Origin of the sequence: Rhodococcus sp. IEGM 1306 (assembly GCF_036541985.1) — a bacterium.
GTDB lineage: Bacteria > Actinomycetota > Actinomycetes > Mycobacteriales > Mycobacteriaceae > Rhodococcus_F > Rhodococcus_F qingshengii.
In genome coordinates, this window is the sequence record NZ_JAZHFF010000005.1 from 245,098 (window position 1) to 267,024 (window position 21,927).

At 62.9% G+C, this 21,927-nt stretch carries 20 protein-coding genes; 4 read left to right on the forward strand and 16 right to left on the reverse strand.

Going from position 1 to position 21,927, the window contains the following annotated elements; genetic code table 11:
- Window positions 1-29 precede the first annotated feature (29 nt).
- Entirely contained in the window at window positions 30-1,358 is a 1,329-nt protein-coding gene (gene lat, locus V3587_RS16600) for an L-lysine 6-transaminase (RefSeq protein WP_283376987.1), read from the forward strand.
- Here the strand turns inward: lat and V3587_RS16605 are convergent.
- The 6 genes from V3587_RS16605 to uraD all read right to left on the reverse strand — a co-directional run bounded on the left by V3587_RS16605 (window position 1,355) and on the right by uraD (window position 8,073).
- Entirely contained in the window at window positions 1,355-4,066 is a 2,712-nt protein-coding gene (locus V3587_RS16605) for a molybdopterin-dependent oxidoreductase (protein WP_283376988.1), read from the reverse strand. The genes lat and V3587_RS16605 overlap by 4 nt on opposite strands.
- On the reverse strand, window positions 4,063-4,872 hold the full coding sequence (locus tag V3587_RS16610; RefSeq protein ID WP_124566434.1) for an FAD binding domain-containing protein: 810 nt from the start codon (window positions 4,870-4,872) through the stop codon (window positions 4,063-4,065). The genes V3587_RS16605 and V3587_RS16610 overlap by 4 nt, the downstream gene beginning before the upstream one ends.
- A 7-nt stretch (window positions 4,873-4,879) precedes the next feature.
- Window positions 4,880-6,193, reverse strand: a complete 1,314-nt coding sequence (locus V3587_RS16615; RefSeq protein ID WP_253252796.1) for an 8-oxoguanine deaminase — start codon at window positions 6,191-6,193, stop codon at window positions 4,880-4,882.
- 53 nt (window positions 6,194-6,246) lie between these two features.
- Complete coding sequence (gene pucL, locus V3587_RS16620; RefSeq protein ID WP_172436498.1) at window positions 6,247-7,164, reverse strand: factor-independent urate hydroxylase; 918 nt, start codon at window positions 7,162-7,164, stop codon at window positions 6,247-6,249.
- Between the two features lie 64 nt (window positions 7,165-7,228).
- A complete protein-coding gene (gene uraH / locus V3587_RS16625) occupies window positions 7,229-7,558 on the reverse strand; it encodes a hydroxyisourate hydrolase (RefSeq protein WP_095969052.1) in 330 nt (109 codons plus the stop codon).
- Window positions 7,555-8,073: a 2-oxo-4-hydroxy-4-carboxy-5-ureidoimidazoline decarboxylase gene (gene uraD / locus V3587_RS16630; RefSeq protein WP_200315560.1), complete on the reverse strand. Its 519-nt coding sequence runs from the start codon at window positions 8,071-8,073 to the stop codon at window positions 7,555-7,557. The genes uraH and uraD overlap by 4 nt, the downstream gene beginning before the upstream one ends.
- A 143-nt stretch (window positions 8,074-8,216) precedes the next feature.
- Between uraD and V3587_RS16635 the strand changes: the two genes are divergently transcribed.
- Window positions 8,217-9,017 carry a tyrosine-protein phosphatase gene (locus tag V3587_RS16635; protein ID WP_095969054.1) on the forward strand — a complete coding sequence of 267 codons (801 nt, stop codon included), beginning with the start codon at window positions 8,217-8,219 and terminating at the stop codon, window positions 9,015-9,017.
- Here the strand turns inward: V3587_RS16635 and V3587_RS16640 are convergent, their stop codons facing one another.
- The 9 genes from V3587_RS16640 to V3587_RS16680 all read right to left on the reverse strand — a co-directional run bounded on the left by V3587_RS16640 (window position 9,018) and on the right by V3587_RS16680 (window position 17,966).
- Complete coding sequence (locus V3587_RS16640) at window positions 9,018-9,380, reverse strand: VanZ family protein (protein WP_166809783.1); 363 nt, start codon at window positions 9,378-9,380, stop codon at window positions 9,018-9,020.
- On the reverse strand, window positions 9,377-9,727 hold the full coding sequence (locus tag V3587_RS16645) for a hypothetical protein (RefSeq protein WP_166809782.1): 351 nt from the start codon (window positions 9,725-9,727) through the stop codon (window positions 9,377-9,379). Before V3587_RS16645 ends, V3587_RS16640 begins: the two co-directional genes overlap by 4 nt.
- Window positions 9,727-10,152: a DUF1707 SHOCT-like domain-containing protein gene (locus V3587_RS16650; protein ID WP_003940708.1), complete on the reverse strand. Its 426-nt coding sequence runs from the start codon at window positions 10,150-10,152 to the stop codon at window positions 9,727-9,729. Before V3587_RS16650 ends, V3587_RS16645 begins: the two co-directional genes overlap by 1 nt.
- A 76-nt stretch (window positions 10,153-10,228) precedes the next feature.
- Window positions 10,229-12,025: an acetyl/propionyl/methylcrotonyl-CoA carboxylase subunit alpha gene (locus V3587_RS16655; protein WP_095969056.1), complete on the reverse strand. Its 1,797-nt coding sequence runs from the start codon at window positions 12,023-12,025 to the stop codon at window positions 10,229-10,231.
- A 138-nt stretch (window positions 12,026-12,163) separates the two neighbouring features.
- Entirely contained in the window at window positions 12,164-13,564 is a 1,401-nt protein-coding gene (locus V3587_RS16660) for a condensation domain-containing protein (RefSeq protein ID WP_095969057.1), read from the reverse strand.
- Window positions 13,565-13,569: 5 nt separating this feature from the next.
- Window positions 13,570-13,986, reverse strand: a complete 417-nt coding sequence (locus V3587_RS16665; RefSeq protein WP_095969058.1) for a SufE family protein — start codon at window positions 13,984-13,986, stop codon at window positions 13,570-13,572.
- Window positions 13,983-14,888: a sulfurtransferase gene (locus V3587_RS16670; RefSeq protein ID WP_095969059.1), complete on the reverse strand. Its 906-nt coding sequence runs from the start codon at window positions 14,886-14,888 to the stop codon at window positions 13,983-13,985. The genes V3587_RS16665 and V3587_RS16670 overlap by 4 nt, the downstream gene beginning before the upstream one ends.
- A gap of 118 nt (window positions 14,889-15,006) precedes the next feature.
- Window positions 15,007-16,470: a condensation domain-containing protein gene (locus V3587_RS16675; RefSeq protein WP_283376989.1), complete on the reverse strand. Its 1,464-nt coding sequence runs from the start codon at window positions 16,468-16,470 to the stop codon at window positions 15,007-15,009.
- On the reverse strand, window positions 16,470-17,966 hold the full coding sequence (locus V3587_RS16680; RefSeq protein WP_283376990.1) for a condensation domain-containing protein: 1,497 nt from the start codon (window positions 17,964-17,966) through the stop codon (window positions 16,470-16,472). Before V3587_RS16680 ends, V3587_RS16675 begins: the two co-directional genes overlap by 1 nt.
- A gap of 151 nt (window positions 17,967-18,117) precedes the next feature.
- Between V3587_RS16680 and V3587_RS16685 the strand changes: the two genes are divergently transcribed.
- Both V3587_RS16685 and V3587_RS16690 read left to right on the forward strand, forming a co-directional pair.
- Window positions 18,118-19,815 (forward strand): MFS transporter, encoded by a 1,698-nt coding sequence (locus tag V3587_RS16685; protein WP_283376991.1) that lies wholly within the window; start codon window positions 18,118-18,120, stop codon window positions 19,813-19,815.
- A gap of 62 nt (window positions 19,816-19,877) precedes the next feature.
- Window positions 19,878-21,173: an HNH endonuclease signature motif containing protein gene (locus V3587_RS16690; RefSeq protein WP_283376992.1), complete on the forward strand. Its 1,296-nt coding sequence runs from the start codon at window positions 19,878-19,880 to the stop codon at window positions 21,171-21,173.
- Window positions 21,174-21,281: 108 nt separating this feature from the next.
- Here the strand turns inward: V3587_RS16690 and V3587_RS16695 are convergent, their stop codons facing one another.
- Window positions 21,282-21,923, reverse strand: a complete 642-nt coding sequence (locus V3587_RS16695) for a Maf family protein (RefSeq protein ID WP_007731146.1) — start codon at window positions 21,921-21,923, stop codon at window positions 21,282-21,284.
- Between the last annotated feature and the right edge of the window lie 4 nt (window positions 21,924-21,927).

Sequence of the window (21,927 nt, forward strand, 5' to 3'; positions counted from 1 at the left end):
CTCTCGTAAAATTGACATAACCTTCGCGTATGAGTACTGCGATGCGAGACTTCGGTGACAGTGCGCTCTTTCCGGTCTACGAGGTGTTGAAAGCCAGCATGCTCGTCGACGGATTCGATCTGATTCTCGACGTCGAAAGGTCACGAGGTTCCTATCTTCGCGACCTGCGAGACGGAACCGAGTATCTGGACATGTTCGGCTTCTTCGGTTCCTCTGCCCTCGGGATGAATCACCCGGCGATCACCGGCGACGAGGAATTTCAGCAGGAGTTGGCTGTTGTCGCCTCCAACAAGCCGAGTAACTCCGACATTTACACCGAACCCATGGCGCGGTTCGTTGCGGCTTTCGCTCGTGTCCTGGGGGATTCGGCGCTTCCACACTTGTTCTTCGTGGACGGCGGGGCACTTGCGGTGGAAAATGCGCTCAAGGTTGCTTTCGACTGGAAGAGTCGGTTGAACGAAAGCCGTGGATTGTCACGCGATCTGGGGACGAGGGTCCTGCATTTGACCGAGGCCTTCCACGGTCGTAGCGGATATACGATGTCGCTCACCAACACCGAACCGGGCAAGGTCGCGAGATTCCCCAAGTTCGACTGGCCCCGCATCGACTCGCCGTACCTGGCAGACGGCCGCGATGTCGAAGCAGCGGAGAGGCGAACTCTCGATCAAGCGCGCCGAGCGTTTGCCGACAACCCCGACGATATAGCCTGTTTCATCGCCGAACCGATCCAAGGCGAAGGCGGTGACCATCACCTCAGGCCGGAATTCCTGCAGGCGATGCAAGAGCTGTGTCGTGAGAATGACGCCCTCTTCATCCTCGACGAGGTGCAGACGGGATGCGGGATCACCGGAACCGCTTGGGCCTACCAGCAATTGGGATTGCACCCGGATGTGGTGGCCTTCGGCAAGAAAACGCAGGTGTGCGGCATCATGGCCGGTGGCCGCGTGGATGAAGTGCACGACAATGTGTTTCACGTCAGTTCCCGGATCAATTCGACGTGGGGCGGCAACCTCACCGACATGGTGCGCGCCCGGCGGATACTCGAAGTCGTCGAACAGGACCGACTGATCGACCGCGCCCGATTCACGGGCGCGCATCTCCTTACCCGGTTGACCGAAGTGTGCGGGCGTTACGCGACGGCGACCGAGCCTCGGGGTCGTGGCTTGATGTGCGCGATCACGCTGGCGGACAGTGACCTTCGTGATCGCGTCGTCCAGCGACTGCGGGAAGACGAGCATGTGATGATTCTGCCGACGGGTAAGCAAGGAATTCGGTTCCGGCCCGCACTGACGGTGACGACCAGTGAACTGGACGACGCGGTCGACGCCGTCGAGCGCGTACTCGAACGCGAAGCCTAGGTCCCCGCCTGGAGTTCGCCCCACACCCGGTCCGGTGTCATCGGCGTGGAGTACATCCGAACTCCACAAGCATTCGCGATTGCGTTTGCCAACGCCGGTGCCACCGGATTGAAGGGTGCCTCGCTCATCGATTTCGCGCCGAAAGGGCCGAGCTTGTCGTACGTGTCGGCAAACAGTACCTCGGTGATCGGCAGATCCCCGATCTGGGGAACGTGGTAATTGCGCAGTTGCGGATTGATCACCCTACCTTCCTCGATGACTATCTCCTCCGACAGCGCAGCACCGAGCGCTTGTCCCACACCGCCTTCCACCTGCCCGCGGAGTTGTGCCGGGTTCATGACGGTGCCGGCATCGGCGGCCTGAACCGACTGCAGGATCTTCACCCGGCCGGTACCCGTGTCGACGGCAACGCGAAAACCGTGAACGTTGAACGAGACCGAGCGCGGTGTTCCGTCGTGGCGACCGTCAGCGGCGAGCGGGCCACCTGCGAGTAGCGTCGCGAAATCGAGGCAACCGTGGGACGTTTCGACCCCGTCCGGCGAAAGATCGTCGATCTGCGCGGCGCGGCCACTCAATCGCGCCGCACGGGTCAGTATCCGCTCGCGAAGGCGCTCGCAGGCGATCAGGAGCGCCTTTCCGGCGACCACCGTTCCTGTCGACCCGAATGCTCCGGTGTCGTATCCGCCGGCATCGGTGTCGGATTGAACAATAGAGATGCGATCGACTGTCGTCCGCAATTCGGTGGCCGCGATCTGTTGGTGAATCGTGGTGGTTCCGTTTCCGAATTCCGCAGTACCGATAGTCACGACGTACCGACCGTCGGCCTCGAGTGCGACGGTGGTGTCGGAGAAGTGACCACGCGGCGGGATCGTCGCGATCATGGCAATTGCCATGCCTCGACCGATCTGCCAACGCGACCCTGCCGGTGCAGCCTCGCCGCGTCCGCTCGACAGTGCACTGTCGACGAGGTCGATGCACTGGTCCAGTCCGTAGCTGCCGAATTCGAGATCACCGTCCTCGACGTGCCAGTCGACAAAATCGTCTCCGGGTACGACGACGTTGCGGCGCCGAAACTCGAAGGGGTCCATGCCGAGACGATCCGCGAGCTGATCCATGGCCGACTCGACCGCGAAGATGATCTGACCGAGACCGTAGCCACGGAAGGCGCCGGACGGAACGTTGTTCGTGTAGACAGCCTCGGCGTCGACGCGTTTGGTCGCAGCGCGATAGACCGCCATGGATTCGGCGCAACCGTGGAACATGACTCCGATCGAATGGTTCCCGTACGCCCCCGCGTCGGAAAGGACGTCGATGGCCAGCGCAGTGAGAGTGCCGTCGGCATCGGCGCCGGCACGGACCGATACCCGCATCGGGTGCCGCGACGGTGCGATGGTGAACTGATCGCTTCGGCTGAACTCGTAAGCAACGGGCCTACCGGTTCGCAGGACGGCCAGTGCGACCAGATCTTCGGTGAGTAGTTCCTGCTTTCCGCCGAAGCCTCCACCTACCCGCTTGGCGAACACCCTGATTCGGCTGCGATCGAGATCGAAGATGTGCGCCAATTCGTCCCGAACCAGAAACGGCACCTGTGTGCTGCTTCTGATGACGAGGCGGTCGTCCTCGTCGAGCCACCCCACAGCGCCGTGAGTTTCCAAGGCCACGTGCTGGACTCGCGCAGTTTTCCACGTACCTTCGACGACTGCAGTCGCATCCGCGAGCGCACGGTCCAGGTCGCCGACGCCGTCGTGAAGCGCGGCAACCACGTTTCGGGGTGCCTCGGCGATCCGTGAGCTCTCGTCTTTGTCGCCGTGCAGGAGCGGAGCGCCGGGGCAACGTGCCAGATCTGGTTCGAACACCGCATCGAGTACCTCGTAGTCGACTTCGATCAGTGAGAGTGCACGTTCTGCCTGCGTCGGAGTTTCGGCGACGACCGCGGCGACCCGTTGGCCGTGGAAACGGAGGGTGCTGTCGAACACCCGCGTGTCGTCCGGGTCGTCGTTGCGGTCCTCGTGTCGGGCAGTCGAGAACAGCACGTCCGGACTGTCCTGAAAGGTGAGGACCGCGGCGACGCCTGGCGCCGCTTCGGCTGCTGCCGTCTCTATCCGGGTTATGTGTGCGTGTGCGTGCGGACTGCCGAGTACTGCGACGTGAAGCAGGTCGATCGGCTTCTCACCCGGGGAGAAGTCCATGGTGTACTGCTCGGTCCCCGTGACGATGCGTGCGGACGCCGGGGCTGCGATCGAACGCCCTTGGGCCCCGCCTATTTTGGCAGTCTCGGTATTGGATGTACCCGCGAGGGCGTCACGAATGGACCGATAGCCGGTGCAACGGCACAGGTTACCTTTCATCGAGCACGCGAGATCGGATTTTTGTTCTACCGACAGCGCTGATGTGGTGACCACCATTCCTGCGGTGCAGAAACCACATTGGAATCCACCCGCGTCCACGAATGCCTGTTGAACGGGGTGAAGTTTCTCCGGCGTACCGAGGCCGGCGGCGGTGACGACGTCGTGGCCGCCGATGCGATGGGCGGGAAAGATGCACGAATGGGTGGGGTGACCGTCGACCAGCACCGAGCAGGCGCCGCAGTCTCCGGCATCGCACCCCTTCTTGACGGTGTTCGTTCCGTGCTCGCGGAGGAAGGTTCGCAGGCACTGTCCTGGACGGGGTCGGTCGTCGCGGGGAACTCCGTCCACCGAGTACTTCATTCCAGTTCACCTCGGATTTCTTCGGCGAGAAGCTCGGTCATCGCCTTCCGCCATGGCGCAGTTCCATGGACATCGGTGAAGTAGGCGTCTTCCGGAATCCTGCTGCGCAATGCATCCGCAAGTGCAGCGGTGTCGGGGAGTTCGTCGAATTTCAGTGCGTACGGACGGCGGGTCGCAGCGGTGACCGCCAGGGTGAAACCGTCGGCGCCGCAGCGTCCGGCCACGGCCACGGCAGATCGCCCGAGTGACGTCTGTGCCAGCTTGCGCATCGCGGTACGCGCAGTGAGTGCATGCACGGGAATTCGGACGCAGCGGATGATCTCGCCGGGGCCGAGCACGTTGCGAGAATCGTCGATGACGAAATCGACTACGGGGACCGAGTATTCAGTACCGTCCGGTCGCCAGATCGTCAATTCGGCATCGAGTGCGGTGCACAGAGTCGTCATTGCTCCGGCCGGGAAGGAGAGCGCGATGTTGCCGCCGACAGTCGCGTATCGCAACACCTTCCACGATGCGAGCAGTGCGTCAGCGCAGTGTTGGAACAGCGCTGCGGCGGACCAAGATGTGGGAAGTTCGGCGCGGCACAGTTCCTCGATGGTGCAGGTGGCCGCGATTTCGATCCCGTGATCGCTGACCTCGACTGCCCTCCAGTCGAGGCCGGACAAGTCGACGAGCGTGGTCAGGTGCGGCTGCGGTTCCGAATACAGCCAGGTGCCGCCGCCGATGAACCCGATGCCGGGTGACGCACAGGGTAGTTCGGCCCGGGTCCGCGGCACCAGAACTTCGTCGACGCTGTGCAGGTCCATCGCGGCCTCAAGCCTTTCCGAGTAGGTCGCGGTGTGCGCGTGCGACATCCGAGGCCACGACGTCCTCGTCGACGGTGGTGACTCGTCCGTCGGCAACTACGATTCGCCCGTTGACAAGCAGTAACTTCAGCGGGGGAGTCGAGCCGAGTACGAGCGCTGCCACCGGATCGGTGATGCCGGCATGCGCGAGGGTGTCGAGTTTCCACACCGCCAGGTCGGCGAGTTTTCCGACCTCGATCGATCCGATCTCGCTGTCACGGCCCAGAACTCGTGCGCCGCCGATCGTTCCCAATTCCAAGGCTTTTCGCACCGTCATCGTCTGCGGTCCGCCCTTGGCCCGAGCAAACAGAAGCGCATGACGAGACTCCTCGATCAGACTGCATGCTTCGTTGCTCGCGGCGCCGTCCACGCCGAGCCCCACGGTGACCCCGCCGTTCACCAGATCGGCGGCACGGGCGATACCGGCTCCCAGGCGGGCATTGGAGGTCGGGCAGTGCGCCGCCGCAGTACCGGTTCGCGCCATCGTCTCGATACCGGCGTCGTCGAGGTGGACTGCGTGGGCGTACCAGACGTCTGGGCCCACCCAGCCGACGCGTTCCATGTATTCGACCGGCGTGCAACCGAAAAGCTCTCGGCAGAAGCGCTCCTCGTCCAGGGTCTCGGCCAGATGCGTGTGCATACGCACGCCGTTTTCACGGGCCAGAGTCGCGGACTCTCGGAGCAATGACTCCGTCACGGAGAAGGGTGAGCAGGGAGCTACCGCGATCTGCAACATCGACCCGGTATTCGGGTCGTGCCAGCGGTCGATCACCGACTGTGTGCCGGTCAGGATGTCGTCGAGTTTTTCCACTACGTGATCCGGCGGCAGGCCGCCGGAACTCTGACCGAGGTCCATCGACCCACGACACGGGTGGAATCTAAGGCCGACCTGCGCAGCCGCGGTGATCTCGGCCTCGAAAACATCACCGGCGTCGCGGGGGACGACGTAGTGGTGGTCGGTGGTGGTCGTACATCCGGTTTTTGCCAACCAGGTGAGGCCGCCGGTGGCCGCCACGTGGACGGCGTCTGCGTCGATACCCGCCCAGACGGGGTACAGCGTGGTCAGCCACTCGAAGAGCGTCGAGTCTGCTGCCAGGCCACGGGTGATCCATTGGTAGAGATGATGATGTGTGTTCACCAGTCCGGGTGTGATCAGGCAACCGCTGCCGTCGATCACATGCGCATTCGGGTACGCGGGGGCCTTTCCGCTCCCCACGTCGACAATCTTGTTGCCAGAAATCACGACGTAGCCGTCGGAGTACTCGGAGCGGTCGCCGTCCATCGTGACCACATGGGCATTGGCGATGACGAGTGTTGTCCCGAGAGCTGATTCGGTCACGACAACCAGCCGGCATAGGTGGTCCACGATGGTCCCGCGTCAGGCGCGTCGGATCGGCTGACCGCAGCTTGGATAAGGCCGTACGGACGATCGGCGGCGTGGAACACCTCGTTGTCGTTCTCGACTCCGAAGCGGCCGAGTGCATATTCGAAATGATGTTTGTTGGGTGCGGACAGTCGAACCTCGGCAATGATCGGAAACTCTTCGAGAATTGCCTTGCCGATGTGGAAGAGCGTCTGCTGCAGGGCAAGTGAATGTACCTGCGCGAATTGTTTGACGATTTGTGCCTTGATGCCCACGTAGACCGATTCCCAGTCGACGTCGGTGGTGACGAATCGCCACTGGGCGACCAACGTGGTCGCCATGACGCGGTCGTCGGTCGGCTCGAGGATCGTGTACGGATCTTCGAGGAAACCCGAGAACTCACTACCAGTCGATTTGAGGATCACCAGGTCCTTCAAGCCGCCGATCACCCACGTCCCGGCATCGGCCGTCCCGGCGTCGGAGATGGTGATCGACGCCGTCCGAACTTCTTGACCCTTCCGAATCCAGGTGTAGTCGTGCTCGCTGCCGTCGACAATCGCACGCTCCCAGGCGTATTCCTCGATCTCGATCCGCGCGCCACTGACCGGTTCGATGTCGTCGACGAAATGACGGGCGAGTTCGAGTCCGTACGTCTCGATCGAGATCAGGCCTTTTTCCTTGGCGTAGGAGTAGGCCGTTTGTTTCTGCGTGTCGGTCGGCAGAACCTTCGACTGATCACCGGTGAGGTACGCATCGGCGAAATCTCCACGCAGGCAAGTGGAGACGTTGATGTCGTGAATCTCGTGACGGGGGGTGTCTCGGTAGATTCGGACTACTCGATTTTCCGCTTTGCCGTACTGGTGACCCGAGAGTTCGATCGATCCGCTCAACCGTTCGGCGCTTGTATTGCCGGTCGTGATGTTGCCGGTTGTGATGTTTTCGGTAGTCACGTGTTCAGCTCCCGCGATAGGTGGAATAAGCAAAGGGCGACAGCAACAGTGGGACGTGATAGCCCCGTGCCGTGTCGTCCACCCGGAAGGTCACTGTCACTTCCGGGTAGAAGTTCTCTTGTCCGGTGGTCTCGAAATACGTTCCGGTGTCGAAAGTCAGGGTGTAGTGGCCGGCAGTCAGACCGCCGGGAGCAAGTTCGGGGATACGGCCGTCGGAGTCGGTCTCCGCAGTGGTGAGGGTGGCGCCGTCTCGATCACGAAGTTCGACGCGAATCCCCGCCGCGGGGTTGCCCGTCGTAGCGTCGAGAACGTGCGTGCTGAGGGTCTTGCTCATGCTGCGCCTCCGGCGAGTGAATCGATCAGACGGGCGAGTCTGATCCGATTGATGGCGGCCAGTTCGGTTCGAAGCACGGAACGCTCGGTCGCCGGGTCGTTTCGGAGACGGCCTCGAAGGATGTCGAGGAGCTCCGTCCCAGATTTCCCCGACGCGCAGACCAGGTAAACATGGCCGAATGTGTCCTCGTACTCGGCGTTCTTCTGTCGAAGTTCCTCGAGTACGTCTTCTGTCGCGGAAGAGACTCCCGACTGTTCCCTGGCCGAGGCTGCGCTCTCTGTTCGCTCTCCGATTCGCGGGTGGCCGGACAGTGCGTCGTCGATCTCGGACTCGGGAAGCTCGGCCAGCACCGCATCTGCTTTGTCGAGCAGTGCCTCCAGATCGGCGAACGGGCGAGACGAGGCGATTTCCTGTGCCCACACGGCGGAATGGCAACACTCGAGCAGCGCCGCGACTGCCTGGTGGTCTCCGAGCGCATCGAAGGCTCTGAGACCACTGGAATTCGTTGTAGGCATGTCCACAGGATTACTTGAGCATGTTACGGATCTGTAGCGCAGCAATTACGGGAGATGATGCGTCGCAAACTTTCTTTCGCCGCCCTGTCCGGCTTTGGTCCGGCTCTTGTCCGGCACGGTCGAACGCCCGATACATTCTAGGTATGACCGATACTCCGAAGTTGTCTTCCGTCGTACCGTCGCTGGCGAACCTCCGAGACATCGGTGGCCCCGAATCGAGCTTCGGAGGCACCGTCCGCACCGGGAGCGTGTTTCGTTCCACTGATCTGGCATCGCTCAGCGCGGACGGCGCACAGACCCTCGCCGATCTGGGCATCGTCACGATCTACGATCTGCGCACCGAATCCGAACGGGAAACGGCACCGGACCTGACGCCGGACGGTATCCGTGAACTCGGCCTGGATGTCCTGGCGGACAAGCAGTATCGCGCCATTCCGGCTCAGATGCAGCAGATGATCGCCGACCCTGCGTTTGCTGCCGAAGCGTTGGGCAGCGGCCAGGCGCTCGAGTACTTTCAGGGAAGTTACCGCGATTTCGTGACCTTGCCGAGTGCGGTCGCGTCGTACCGGCAACTGTTCGTCGACTTGGCGCAGCCGGCCAGCTCGCCGGCACTCGTTCACTGCACCACGGGCAAGGACCGCACGGGCTGGGCCGCAGCCGCGCTGCTGCTGTTCCTGGGGGCTTCCGAGGACGCGGTCTTCGCGGACTACCTCGAAACCAACAAGGTTCTGTTGCCGATGTTCGCGCCGCTCCTCGAGCGTTTCGAGGCCAAGGGTATCGACCCGACCCTGCTCGAAGGTGTCCTCGGTGTCAGGCGCGAGTACCTGGAGGCGTCGATGGCAGAGCTCGCACAGGTTCACGGATCCATCGAGGCCTACTTCACCGACGGCTTGAAGATCGACGCGTCGACTCAGGAACAATTGCGGAGCAACCTGCTCAGCTGATCAGAACCTGCTCGGCTGGTCGTTGTGGGCGTTTCGACGCCGCGTCACGAGGCTGACGATACCGATCCCGACGGCAATGCCGAGCAGATCGGCGCTGCCGTCCCAGATCGAACCCGAACGCGAAATGGGCAGCGCTGCTTGAAGAACCTCGGATGTCGCGGCAAAGATCACCAACCACACCGCCGTGAGCCACACCGGGATCCGGGCGTGCAACGAGGTGATCGCCAATACCGCGAACATCAACGTGTGGGTGATCTTGTCGGTGTTCTCCGGGCTGGACGGCACGGTGGAGCCCGGAGAGAAGAGCATGATCAGAGCGACGACCACGGCTATCGCCAGCGGCCAGTACCGGTTGTTCTTCAATTCGTCTGCCCCTCGACCACTACGAGCCCGAGTGCACCTTCGGCGAACCTCGTCACGGCGTCGGCAGCTGTCGTGAGTGCCTCGTTGTGCCCGTCGCGGGCCCAGCCGGTGAGCAGGGCGGTGGAGTCGAGAGGCGTCAGAACGACCTCGGCGAGAAGCTCACCGGTGTTGGGTTGGCACACTGCCCAGGAGTAGACGCTGTTCTCGTGCCACTGAGCGCTCCGCTGACTCACGTAATCGGGGTCGGTGATACCGCCGTCGGCCAGAGCGGGGCGGTCGTCCACACGCTCGTCTGCGCGCAGTGCCCGCAGATACCAGCCGCCTGCGTTGATCTCGATCGGCTCCATCAGTCGGAGTCCCGTTCGCGGCGGCGCTTGGCCTTGCGTTCCCGGTCGGTACCGAACAGCAGCGCACCGGCCAGGGGAATCGCGAGGAACCACAACCACGTACCGGTGACGAAGAACAGGATCACCGCGAGAATCGGGACGACAGCCATGACACGACCGGACCAGTCGGGGTTGAAGCCGCGCTCCGCCGGTGCGTCGGGAGGCGTCACCATCGACAGGGGAGCGGTGCCGGGGGCTTGATAGTTGCCCGGCAGATCGGCGAACACCGGAACGAGTTCACTGCGAGTTGTTGCGGCACTGACGATTCCGCTTCTCTCGTCGAACTCCGTGACGGTGAGGCGGCCTGCGGCGAAATGCTCGCTCAGAAGATCGAGTGCCTGCTCGCGTTCTGCAGTGCCGATGCGAATGTCGGGGACGTCAGCCATCGTTACAGCCTACTCAAACGACTGTGCGCCTTTCCGGTGGTGGGGACTACCGGAAAGGCGCACGGGGCCGGAGGCCCTACTTGAGTTCTGCGAGAACCGTTCCCTGCGTGATTGCTGCACCCGGCTCGACGGACAGTCCGGTGACGACACCGGCCTTGTGCGCGTTGACGGGGTTTTCCATCTTCATGGCTTCGAGAACGGCGATCAGATCGCCCTCCGCGACTTCCTGGCCTTCGGTCACTGCGACCTTGACGACGGTGCCCTGCATCGGAGCGGTGACAGCGTCACCCGATGCTGCTCCGCCGCCGGCGCCGCCGCGCTTGCGGGCCTTCGGCTTCTTGCGGATCGCACCGGAGGCAGCGCCGCCGCCGTTGCCGAGCGAGAACTGGCCCGGGAGGGAAACCTCGACGCGACGTCCACCGACCTCGACGACGACGTTCTGACGCGGCAGAGCCTCGTCCTCGTCGTCTACGGGAGCACCGGCGCCCGCGTACGGCTCGATGGGGTTGACCCAGTCGGTTTCGATCCACTTGGTGTAGATGTCGAACTTCTCGCCGTCACCGACGAATGCCGGGTTCTCGACGATGTGGCGGTGGAACGGGAGGACGGTCGCGAGGCCGTCGATCTCGAACTCGGCGAGGGCGCGCGATGCCCGCTGGAGGGCTTCTTCGCGGGTGGCACCGGTGACGATGAGCTTGGCGAGCATGGAGTCGAACTGTCCGCCGATGACGTCGCCGGCGACGACACCGGAATCGACGCGAACGCCGGGGCCCGTGGGCTCACGGTAGACGGAGACCGGGCCGGGGGCAGGCATGAAGCCGCGGCCGGCGTCTTCACCGTTGATGCGGAACTCGAAGGAGTGTCCACGCGGGGTGGGATCTTCCTTGATGGAGAGTTCTTCGCCGTTGGCGATGAGGAACTGCTGACGCACGAGGTCGATGCCCGCGGTCTCTTCCGTGACGGGGTGCTCGACCTGCAGGCGCGTGTTGACCTCGAGGAAGGAGATGGTGTCGCCCTGAACCAGGTACTCGACCGTTCCGGCGCCGTAGTAGCCGGCTTCCTTGCAGATGGCCTTCGCGGACGCGTGGATGCGTGCGCGCTGGTCGTCGGTCAGGAAGGGAGCGGGAGCCTCTTCGACGAGCTTCTGGAAGCGACGCTGCAGTGAGCAGTCGCGGGTACCGGCGACGACGACATTGCCGTGCTGGTCGGCGATGACCTGAGCCTCGACGTGGCGGGCCTTGTCCAGGTACTGCTCGACGAAGCATTCGCCGCGACCGAAGGCTGCGATGGCCTCACGGGTGGCCGACTCGAACAGTTCGGGGATTTCCTCGATGGTCTGGGCGACCTTCATGCCGCGTCCACCGCCACCGAAGGCAGCCTTGATCGCGACCGGTACGCCGTATTCCTTGGCGAATGCGACGACCTCGTCGGCGCCCTTGACGGGGTCCTTGGTGCCGGCCGCCATCGGTGCCTTCGCGCGCTCCGCGATGTGGCGTGCGGTGACCTTGTCTCCGAGGTCGCGGATGGACTGCGGTGACGGACCGATCCAGATCAGACCGGCGTCGATGACGGCCTGGGCGAAGTCGGCGTTCTCGGAGAGGAAGCCGTATCCGGGGTGGATGGCGTCGGCGCCGGACTTCTTGGCTGCGTCGAGGATCTTGTCGAACACGAGGTAGGACTCGGCAGACGTCTGTCCACCGAGGGCAAATGCCTCGTCTGCGAGCTTCACGAACTGCGCTTCTGCATCGGGCTCGGCGTAAACGGCAACGCTGCCGTAGCCGGCATCCTTGGCCGCCCGGATGACCCGTACCGCGATTTCACCGCGGTTCGCGACAAGCACCTTCGTAATGTGCGCGCTGGCATGACTGGGCACTGAGCCTCCTGTGGTTCGCATAGTCTGTCTCCGCGGTGTATTCCTCTGGGATTTCACCATCGGGGGATTGGCATCACTTCGGAGTGTATGCATCGCTTCGACGCTGGTTGTAACCGGATCGCTAAAGCCCACTCCGGCTTAGGAAACGGTTTCGAAAACTACCGATGAGTAGCGGTCGGAGGTGTGCTTGTCCGGTTCGGTGACGATGTCGTCGATGGTCCGGCGCAGTGCGGCCACGTAGGCGTGGACCGCGGCGTTCGCCGTTTCGTTGCCTGGATACCTGACTGCGAGATTGAGGCCGTGGGGTGTGCGGTTGATCCAGATGTAGACGTCGTGCGTGTACGCCTTGCTTCGGAGTGCTCGCGCGTTCCACTCAGGCCACTGAGCGGCCTCGGGTACAAAGCGAACGTCCATGTAGGACACCACGAATCGCGGTCGGATCGGAGTTCCGAGGTGCTCGCCGATCCGGTCGAACGGAACCGCGGCGGCAGGCTTGACCGCAGCGATCGACTCGGCAGCGCGGGACGCGAGGTCGCCGAACGAACAGTCCGATCCCACCGCGAACTCGACCGGGCACAGGCCGACGAACCAACCGAGCGCCCCCGCCCACTCCTGAGCGCTGCGGGTGTGGACCGGCGTCACGACCTCGAATCGATCGGCCGCCGCGACCTCGCGACCCACAGCCGCAAGACCACCGAGAAGTCCGGCGAAATACCCGACTCCGGCGGCTGCGCACGTCGAACTGAAGGCCTTTGACTGGTCGGCGTCGAGCAGCCAGGTCGACAGGCCGTTCTGAGAATCGGTTCCACGTTCACCGATCGGTAGCGGGAACTGGGGTAACCCGTCCGTACCGAGAGCCTTACGCCAGATCTCGACCGCGGCCTTCTCGGCTTCCATGTCGGCCATCTGCTCGCGTTCGACGGCACCGAAATCGACGTAGCTGCCCACCGGAAACAGATTTGCAGCACTACCGGTCGAAGCCTCGCGGTACAGCGCACCGATCTCGTGGGCGACCAGGACGATCGAGAAACCGTCGATGATCGAGTGATCCGCCGCGAAGAACACGGTGAACGGACCGTCGCCACCGCGTGGCGTCAACGTCGCGAAGACGTACGACGGCCAACTGTGCGGGGAGGCGTAGTCGTCGAACAAGCGGTGAAGGTGGTCGAAGTTGTCCTGGCTGGACGCGTCGTAGCCGTGGCTGACGACGCCGATGTCGATCCCGCCGATCGGGACGGTATGCCGGGTGATCTCGCCGCTCGACGGCTCGAGGACGGTATGCGAGCGCAGAACTTCGTGGCGATCGATCCACCGGCCGAGAGCGACTCGGAACGCATCGACGTCGAGTGGGCCGGAAATCTCGAAAGCTGTTCCCAGCCAAGACTTGTCGCCTGCGCCTGCAGCGGAACGGCTGAGATGTGCCTCGTGAATGTAGGAGACGGGCCGCGGATCCGGAACCCAGGGCCCGGTTGCGCACGGCAACCATTCGACGAGTGCGCCGGCCGGAATCGCATAGTCGGCCAGTTCAGTGAACTCCATGTTTTTCAGCCCCGCAAGTGCCGCTTGATGCGCGCGAGCATGGCCGACATTCCGCGCAGACGGAGCGGGCTCACAGCTTCTGCGAGACCGAGCGCCGAATAGAAGTCGTCGGGTACACCGAGGATCTCGTCGGCGCTGTGACCGTCGAGCCCCTGCGCGAGGATCGATGCGAAGCCGCGCGTGGTGGGAGCCTCGGGGGGAGCGCTGAAGTACAGGCGGACGTTGTCGCGGTCCGAATCGTCGACCGAGAGGAACAGTGGCGACTGACATTCGGGGACCGGCTCCATCGCGCTCTGCTCGAGCTCCGCCGGCAACGGCGGTAGTTCTCGGCTGAACTCGAGAAGAAGGGTGAGCTTGTCCGAGGCGCCCACGGCGGCGAAGTCGTCGACGATCTCGGCCAGAGCCGAAGGAAGAGCGTTCATGACGCCGATACGGGGGAAGGAACTGCGCCGGGCTCTTCGCCCTGGACGATCGGGACGCGCACTGCATTGCCCCACTCGGTCCAGGAACCGTCGTAGTTACGAACGTTCGGGTAGCCGAGAAGATGGGTCAACACGAACCAGGTGTGGCTGGAACGCTCGCCGATGCGGCAGTACGCGACGATGTTGTCCTCGGCCGACAGATCGCCGTAGATCTCGCCGAGTTCGGTGCGGGTGCGGAAGCGGCTGTCCGGTGCCGCTGCCTTCGCCCACGGGATGCTCAGAGCGCTGGGAATGTGTCCACCGCGCAACGCGCCCTCTTCGGGGTAGTCGGGCATGTGGGTTCGCTCGCCGGTGTACTCCTGCGGAGACCGAACGTCGATGAGCGGTCCGTCGCCCAAGTGCGCGAGAACGTCGTCCTTGAATGCGCGGATGGGAGCGTCGTTGCGCTCGACGACCGGGTAATCGGTTGACGTGATGTCGGGAACGTCGAAAGCGGTGTCGCGGTTCTCGGCGATCCATGCGTCGCGGCCACCGTCGAGAAGACGGACGTCCTCGTGGCCGAACAGTGTGAAGACCCACAGTGCGTAGGCGGCCCACCAGTTGCTCTTGTCGCCGTAGATGACCACGGTGTCGTCGCGGCTGATGCCCTTGCGGTTCATCAACTCTGCGAACTTCGCGCCGTCGATGTAGTCGCGGGTGACCGGATCGTTGAGGTCGAGATGCCAGTCGATCTTCACTGCTCCGGGAATGTGGCCGACGTCGTACAACAACACGTCTTCATCGGATTCGACGACCTTGAGGCCCGGCGTACCGAGATTCGCCGAGAGCCATTCCGTCGAGACCAACCGGTCGGGATGCGCGAACTCGGCAAACGCGGTTGAGGGATCGGGGGCAACGGGCACGGGCGTACTCCTGAAGGCGAATCGTTCGGTTCGAACACGGACTTGATCGATTCTATGCGCTGTGCGCAAGGTGAGACGCCCGGAAGCAGGTTCTGCCTGCTCGTACCCGTTCCCGATACTAAATTCTCGGTGTTCCTGCTCCGACGCTCGAATCTCTCAATTGTTCGGTGACACTTCCGATCGGGGTTACTCCCCGGGCGCAGACCTCTCTCAGAATCCGGTCGAGTTCGGTGAGGAAATTCACCATGGTTTCGTTCGCCGTCTCGGTGTCCGGGAAGCGCGACCGCAGCGAGAGACCACGGTTCGTTCGCGAAATCCAGAACTGGGCATCGTCGGCGACCGTCACGTTGCTGATGTGATGAGCGTTGAGGAGATCGTGATCGTCGGTGCCGGGCAGTTTGCGGTAATCGATGTACGACACCATGAAGACGTCGGTGCGCGTGCGTCGAATCTTGTCGCCCAAAGCATCTCGAACCTGAGCCATGGTGACGCCCTCGAGCGTCAACGCAACTCGGAACGACGCGTGCGTATGTGCAAGGGATGCACCGAAATCCGCGTCGGGAGTGATCCGGACCGTGATCGGCGCGCTGGTGGTGAGCCAGCCGATCGCGTCGGCCCAACGGGGATCTTTGCGGATGTGCAGCGGGAATTGCAGGGGAAGCGTCGCCTGTCCGGTGTACGAGTGGACGGAAAGACCCATCGCAGTGAGGATTCCGGTGAACACGCTACCGCCGGCGGACAGGCAGATCTCGTCGAACGTCGCCGTCAGCTCCTCGTCGAGCAGCACGCGCACATCGGCGCCCTGCGGCGCGGGCTTTCCGCCCTCGACGCCGAGATCCAATGGGAAACTCGGTGAAGTACCACCGCAGATCTCGTAGAACCTTGCCCACTCCCGGATTCGAGGGTCGTTGTCGACGGGAAGTAGAGCGTCGGCCTCCAGTTCGCAGTACCTCACGAAACTTCCCGGGTCACCCAGTCGGCTCATCACTGCGTCGACCGCCGCGTGGTCGGTCAGGTCGGGTAGGGCGATCAGTCCCTCGTAGATCTGTCGCAGTTCCCCGAGTGCGATGACCAACGAGTACCCGTCGACCAGTGTGTGATCGAAGGCGCTCAGGACTGTGTAGTGCTCTTCGCGTTCGACCGTGGCAAATGTATAGGCGGGGAAGGTCAGTGGATCGCAGACCGTCGTGAATCGCTTCTTGAGGTGCGCTCGCAGATTCTCGGTGGAATCGAACTTCAGCGGTTCCGAAGTCTCGATATGTGTGCCGTCGGGGTCGAGACCCATTCGGGTGGTGGTGAACTCGCCGACCTCGAACCCTGTGTGCAGCGTGTCATGGCGACTGATGAACAGGCGCAACGCGAGATCGAGTGCCGGCCGATTCAGTTCTCCGGGAAGATCGAATGCCGCTGCCATCCATACACTTCGGCCCATGCCGTGTGTTCGCGCTGTTTCGAGATGAAAATGCTGGTTGTACGACGGTGGTACCTCGGACTCGGTGACGGCACCGTCTGCAGGCTGGAGCGACCATTCGGTGACGATTCCCGGCTCGAGTCCGTATCGATCGATAGAGGTGACATGCATCAGGACGCTCCCTCTGGTGCCGAGAACGAGTAGTCGCCCTGAGCTGCAACAGTTTTGATGATGGTGGAGACATGCTCGGCGAAGCGGGTGGCAGATTCGTGCGCCGTGGGGGTGTCAGGGTGTGACACGGCGATCCAGGTACCGGTGTGCATCCGGTTGATCCACATCGATGCGATCTGAGTCTCTTTGCCGCCGACGATTCCCGTTGCCTTCGTCTCGACGTAACTGTACGGATCGGGCATGCGTCGGCCGTCGATGTACGAGACGATCGGCGGCGGGGTGAGCGTCTTCGACAGGCCGCCGGGAGCGGAAGAATTCTCGTCCGACATGCTGGAGAGAACGAGGTCGATGACTTGCTGAACGGAAACGTCCAACAGCGCTTTGCCGTCGTGGTAACCCTGCTGCCCGACTTTCGCCAACTCGGTGAAACGTCGCTTGTCGTCGACGTCTATTCCCACGGGGATCAGGTTGATGTACCAACCCTGCGCAAACGAGTCGACCTCGGTTCGCGTGCTGACCGGCGAGAGAGCGATGTACTTGTCGCGCCCGGCCAGTTCGAATTCCGCGATCGCGAGTGCCGTGAAGATCCCGCCGATGAAGTTGGCCCCGTTTGCTTTACAGATCGCACCGAACTTTTCGCATTCGACGTCGTCGGCCAAATCGAAGCGTGAACCGATTGCCGGTTTGGGGGCGTCCTCGGCGCCCAGCGGGAGAGGAAATCCGGGGAACGAGCCGCCACTGCGCATGAGGTAACCGAGCCACTTGTGAACTTCGGGTGACTGCATCGTCAGTTCGGTTGTCCGCTCGCGCTCGATACGGCCGAACTGCGCGTAACTTCCCGCCGGGCCTAGTTCGGGATGTGACCCGGTCGTTTCCGCTGCGTAGAGCTGACGCAATTCCGCGTACATCAGCACCATCGAGTTCATGTCCGAATGAGCGTGGTCGACGGCATGGAACAGGGTGAAACCGGGCGCGGTTTCCGTGTCGGTGTGATCGTGCTCGACGGCACCGAAGACGAATGCCGGCCACTGCAGCGCGCTGGTTTCCGTGGCGAACTTGGTTGCGACGAGCGCACGGATCGCCTCGGATTCGGAGACGTCGTCGCCGACGCGGTACTCGAGTTCGATTCCCTCGACCGGCACGACGTGACGACGGACCTCGAACGAGGTGTCCGCAGCGTCAGTGGTGGCCTCGTCGAACGAGAACCAACTGTGGAGTGTGTCGTGGCGACGGACGTAGCGCTGCAGGGCCCTGGTCATGGCGTCGCGGTCGAGAGTTCCGGCGAAATCGAAGGCGATGCCGATCCATGGAGACTGCGGATCGCCCTTCTCTGCGGTGACGCGGGCGCGTCGCAAGTGGCGATCCTGCATCGTGGTCGGGGGTAGTTCTCGGTCGATCTCGGCTTCGGCGGCTCTCTGAGCGGAAGCATGCGTGACGCCCCATTCGATTACCCGTCCAGGAAGCGGGTGCCAATGGGTGATCAGGTTCAGATCCATCGAGTAAGAACTCCTGCGTGTGTCGTCGAGAAGCCTGCTCTGAAAATGGGCAGACGACGAACTATCCCATCTGGGGGACTGAATTGTCCGAAATACAACAATCTAAACAAGAACAGGTTCTAGAAGCGTCTTGTTCGATTAGGATCATTCGGTGCTTCCGGACCCTTTAGGTGACGCTGTCGGCGCCGACCACAAGGGCGGACGGCGAGCTGGTTCTCTGACGCCTTGGCTCGGGTTGGCGACGAGTCTGGCGGCGGCATTCATGCAGCTTCTCGATGCGACCATCGTCAACGTCGCGCTCCCGAGTATCGCCGTCGATCTTCGAGCCGGCGTCTCGGCGCAGTTGCTCATGGTCAGCGTGTACATCCTGGCTTTTGCCTGTTCGTTGATCACTGCGGCCCGGCTGGGGGACCTGTTCGGTCGCAGAGTCGTATTTCTGACGGCACTGTCCGTGTTCGTCGCCGCCTCGTTGCTGTGCGGGCTCGCTCAGAGTGCGACGATGCTGATCGTCTTCCGCGGTCTGCAAGGTCTGGCGGCCGGTTCGATGTCCGCCCAGACCTTTGCCATAATCTCCGGTCTGTTTCCGAAGGCGAGGCATCCGCGGGTATTCGGGATCTACGGCGCGACGATAGGGCTGGCAACGGTCAGCGGGCCTCTGGTGGGCGGACTGCTGATCGAGTGGAATCTCTTCGACTGGGGCTGGCGCCTGATCTTCTTCGTCAACATCCCGATCGGCGTCGCCGCCTTGATTCTCGGGTATTTCCATCTCGTAGATGCTCGCGCTGAGCATGTGCGCTCACTGGACCTCATCGGCGCCGCGCTGTCGTCGCTGGCACTGTTCCTGCTGATACTTCCCCTGGCTGAGGGAAGGGCGCGTGGATGGCCTACAGGTCTTGTCGTAATGCTCGCGATGTCGGTGCCGGTGGCATTGGCGTTCGTGCTCCACGAATCGCGGCTGGGGAAACGCGGCGGTGATCCCGTCCTTCGGCTCGCACTCTTCCGCGACCGAGCATTTGCGATCGGCGCGGTTCTTGCGTTCGTGTTCTTCGGAACCCTGACGTCCCTGATCTTCACCATCAGTCTCACACTTCAGTTCGGCTTCGGGTTCTCCGCATTGCGAGCGGGCGTCATGACGCTGCCGTGGGCCGTCGGAATGGGCGTGGCGGCGGTTCTCTCGTCGGCGGTGTACCGCATGCTCGGAAACCGCGTCCTGATCCTGGGGATGGTCGTCTTCGCCGGCTCGCTGATCGCGTTGTCGGTCATCCTCGAGTACGAAGGAACCGATCCGCGCTGGCTCGCGCTCGCCGGCCCGCTGCTTCTCGGAGGCGCAGGGCTCGGACTGTTCGTGGCACCGCTGCAAACCGCGATCCTCGCGACGGTCGAACCCGCGCACGCGGGTTCGGTGTCGGGACTGCTTCCGACCGTTCAGCAGGTTGGCAGCTCAATCGGACTGGCCTTGATCGGAGTGGTGTTCTTCTCGCTCGTCGCTGGGCAAGCTCCGCAAGCAGTGCAGGGGGAACGGCCCGAGTATGTTGCGAATCTTGAAGCCGCCGGGGTGAGTCCTGGTCTCGTCGGTATCGCCGAAAAGGCATTTGTCGATTGCGCGACAAGCCAATTGGCGTCCGGAACGCCGATGGAGGTGGCGCCGGAGTGTCGCCGCGAAGGAACTGCCGGCCCCGGGGGGCAATCCGTTCAGGTGGCAGTTGATGCCGCGTACGCATCTACCCGGGCGGCGGCCGGCGAAGCATTTCTCGAAGCTCAGCGCCGTGTACTCGCGATCATCGCAGCAATTGCGCTCGGTATCGGATTGGCGTCGACTGCCCTACCTCGGGTCAATTCGCCAGTCTGAGAATTGCTCTTGACTCGAACTGGTGTTCGAGTATTCTGTGTTTCAGGGGATCGGGGGGTTCAATGAGTGTTCTGTTGTCGGATGTGGTGTCGGGTTCTGCGGTGGGGTTACGCGGACGTTTGTGGCAGTTGACGGCTGCTGAGTTGCGGGCTGCTGCGGTGTCGGCGAGCGCGGAGATTCTGCGTCTCGAGGCCGTTCGGGTGGCGGTGGTGGACGAGTTGTCGTTGCGTCCGGATGATCAGGTGATCGCGAGCCGCGGGGTGGGTGCGTGGTTGGCGTCGAACACGATGTTGCAGGTGCGGGATGGGAAGAAGATCGCCGCGTTGGGTGCTGCGTTGCGGCCGTTTCCGGCGGTGGCGGCTCGGTTCGATTGCGGGGATTGTTCGTTCGAGCATGCCGTGTTGATCGTCTCGTTTTGTGAGTCGCCGCCGAAGGGGATGCCGGAGGAGGCGTTGCCTCGCTGTATCGATTTGTTGTTGGCTGCTGCGTCGGGTGTGGAGGCGACGACGACGAAGGTGCGGCATGTGATCGCGACGTTGGAGCGGTTGTTCGAATCCGATGAGATTCCGCCCGCCGAAGATGTGGATCGCAATGAGTTGAGGATCGCGTCGACTTTGAATGGTCGGGTGGTGGTGCGTGGGGATTTCGATGCCCTCACCGGCGAAATGTTGCTGTCGGCGTTGTCGAATCTGACGATGCCGACCCCGGCACCGGATGGGACGCCGGATTCGCGGTCGGCGGCGAAGCGGACCGCGGACGGGTTCACGGAACTGATCCGGCGGTATCTGGACTGCGCCAAGACCGGCATGGATGGCGGCCAGCGGCCGCACGTGAACGTACACATCAATGCCCGGGATCTCGCCGAGCACCGGGACTGCGCCGCGACACCCACTGGTGGTGGGTCTGTGTCGGATCTCGATGTCGGGCACATGCCCTGGCTCGGACCACTCTCGGTGTCGCAAACCAGGCTTCTCGGGTGCGACTGCTTCCTGTCCACTGTCCTACTCGATGATCACGGAGCGCCTCTCGATGCGAAACCCGGGAAACGGTTGGTCACCGCCGAACAACGCGTCGCGCTGATCGCGAGAGATAAAGGCTGCGCGTTCCCCGGCTGTACGTGTGTGCCGGCGTGGACCGATGCACACCATATTCGGCACTGGGCCAACGGCGGCCCGACGGTGATGAACAACCTGGTCCTGCTGTGCCGTCCACATCACCGGCTGATGCACCGCAAATCCGGGTTCGTCGGCAAATGGGAAATCCGGATCGGCGTCGACAACAAGCCCTGGTTCATCCCGCCGCCGTCGATCGACCCGCTGCGGCACCCGCGGCCGGCGAACACCACCTTCACAACCTGAGGGAGCAATCCTTTTCGGGGACAACATGAAACGACCAGCTTCGCATCGAATTGGACCCGATGCGAGGCTGGTCGTCGTGCTTGGCGAACTCGTGCTTGGAAATTCGTGTCAGAAGATGCTCTGAGTACGCCAGAGATCCGAGACGGAAACTCCCACGCGCTCGAGAAGCGTTCGCACCAAAGGCAATCCGATACCGATGACACTCGAGGGATCGCCTTCGATCCTCTCCACGAACCAGCCGCCGAGACTGTCGAGCGTGAATGCTCCGGCGACTTGGAGAGGTTCGCCCGTTGCCAGGTATGCCTCGAGATCTTCGGTGGACGGTTGCGCGAAATGAACGACTGTTGCGCTGTGATCCGAGGCCATGCGAACGATGCGGCCGTCGGCGACGCGCAGGACACAGTGCCCGGTCAAGAGAGTGGCGCTGCGTCCGGCCATTGCGGCCCATCGCTTTCGGGCGATATCGACGCTGCCCGGCTTGCCTTGAAGTTGCCCGTCGATCAGGAGCATCGAATCGCACCCGACTACGACTACGTCGGTGAGATTGTCGGCGGCAAGACCGGGAACGATCTCGGCGGCCTTGGCCTCCGCCAGCACCGTCACGACTTTTTCGGGAGCGGCGTCGGGGCCGAGGTTGTCGGCAATCTTGTCCTCGTCGACACCGGAGACACGTACAAGCGGCGAAACCCCGGCCGCCCGCAGAACTGCGAGGCGAGCCGGGGACGCTGAAGCCAGAACCAGTTGAGTCACGTCA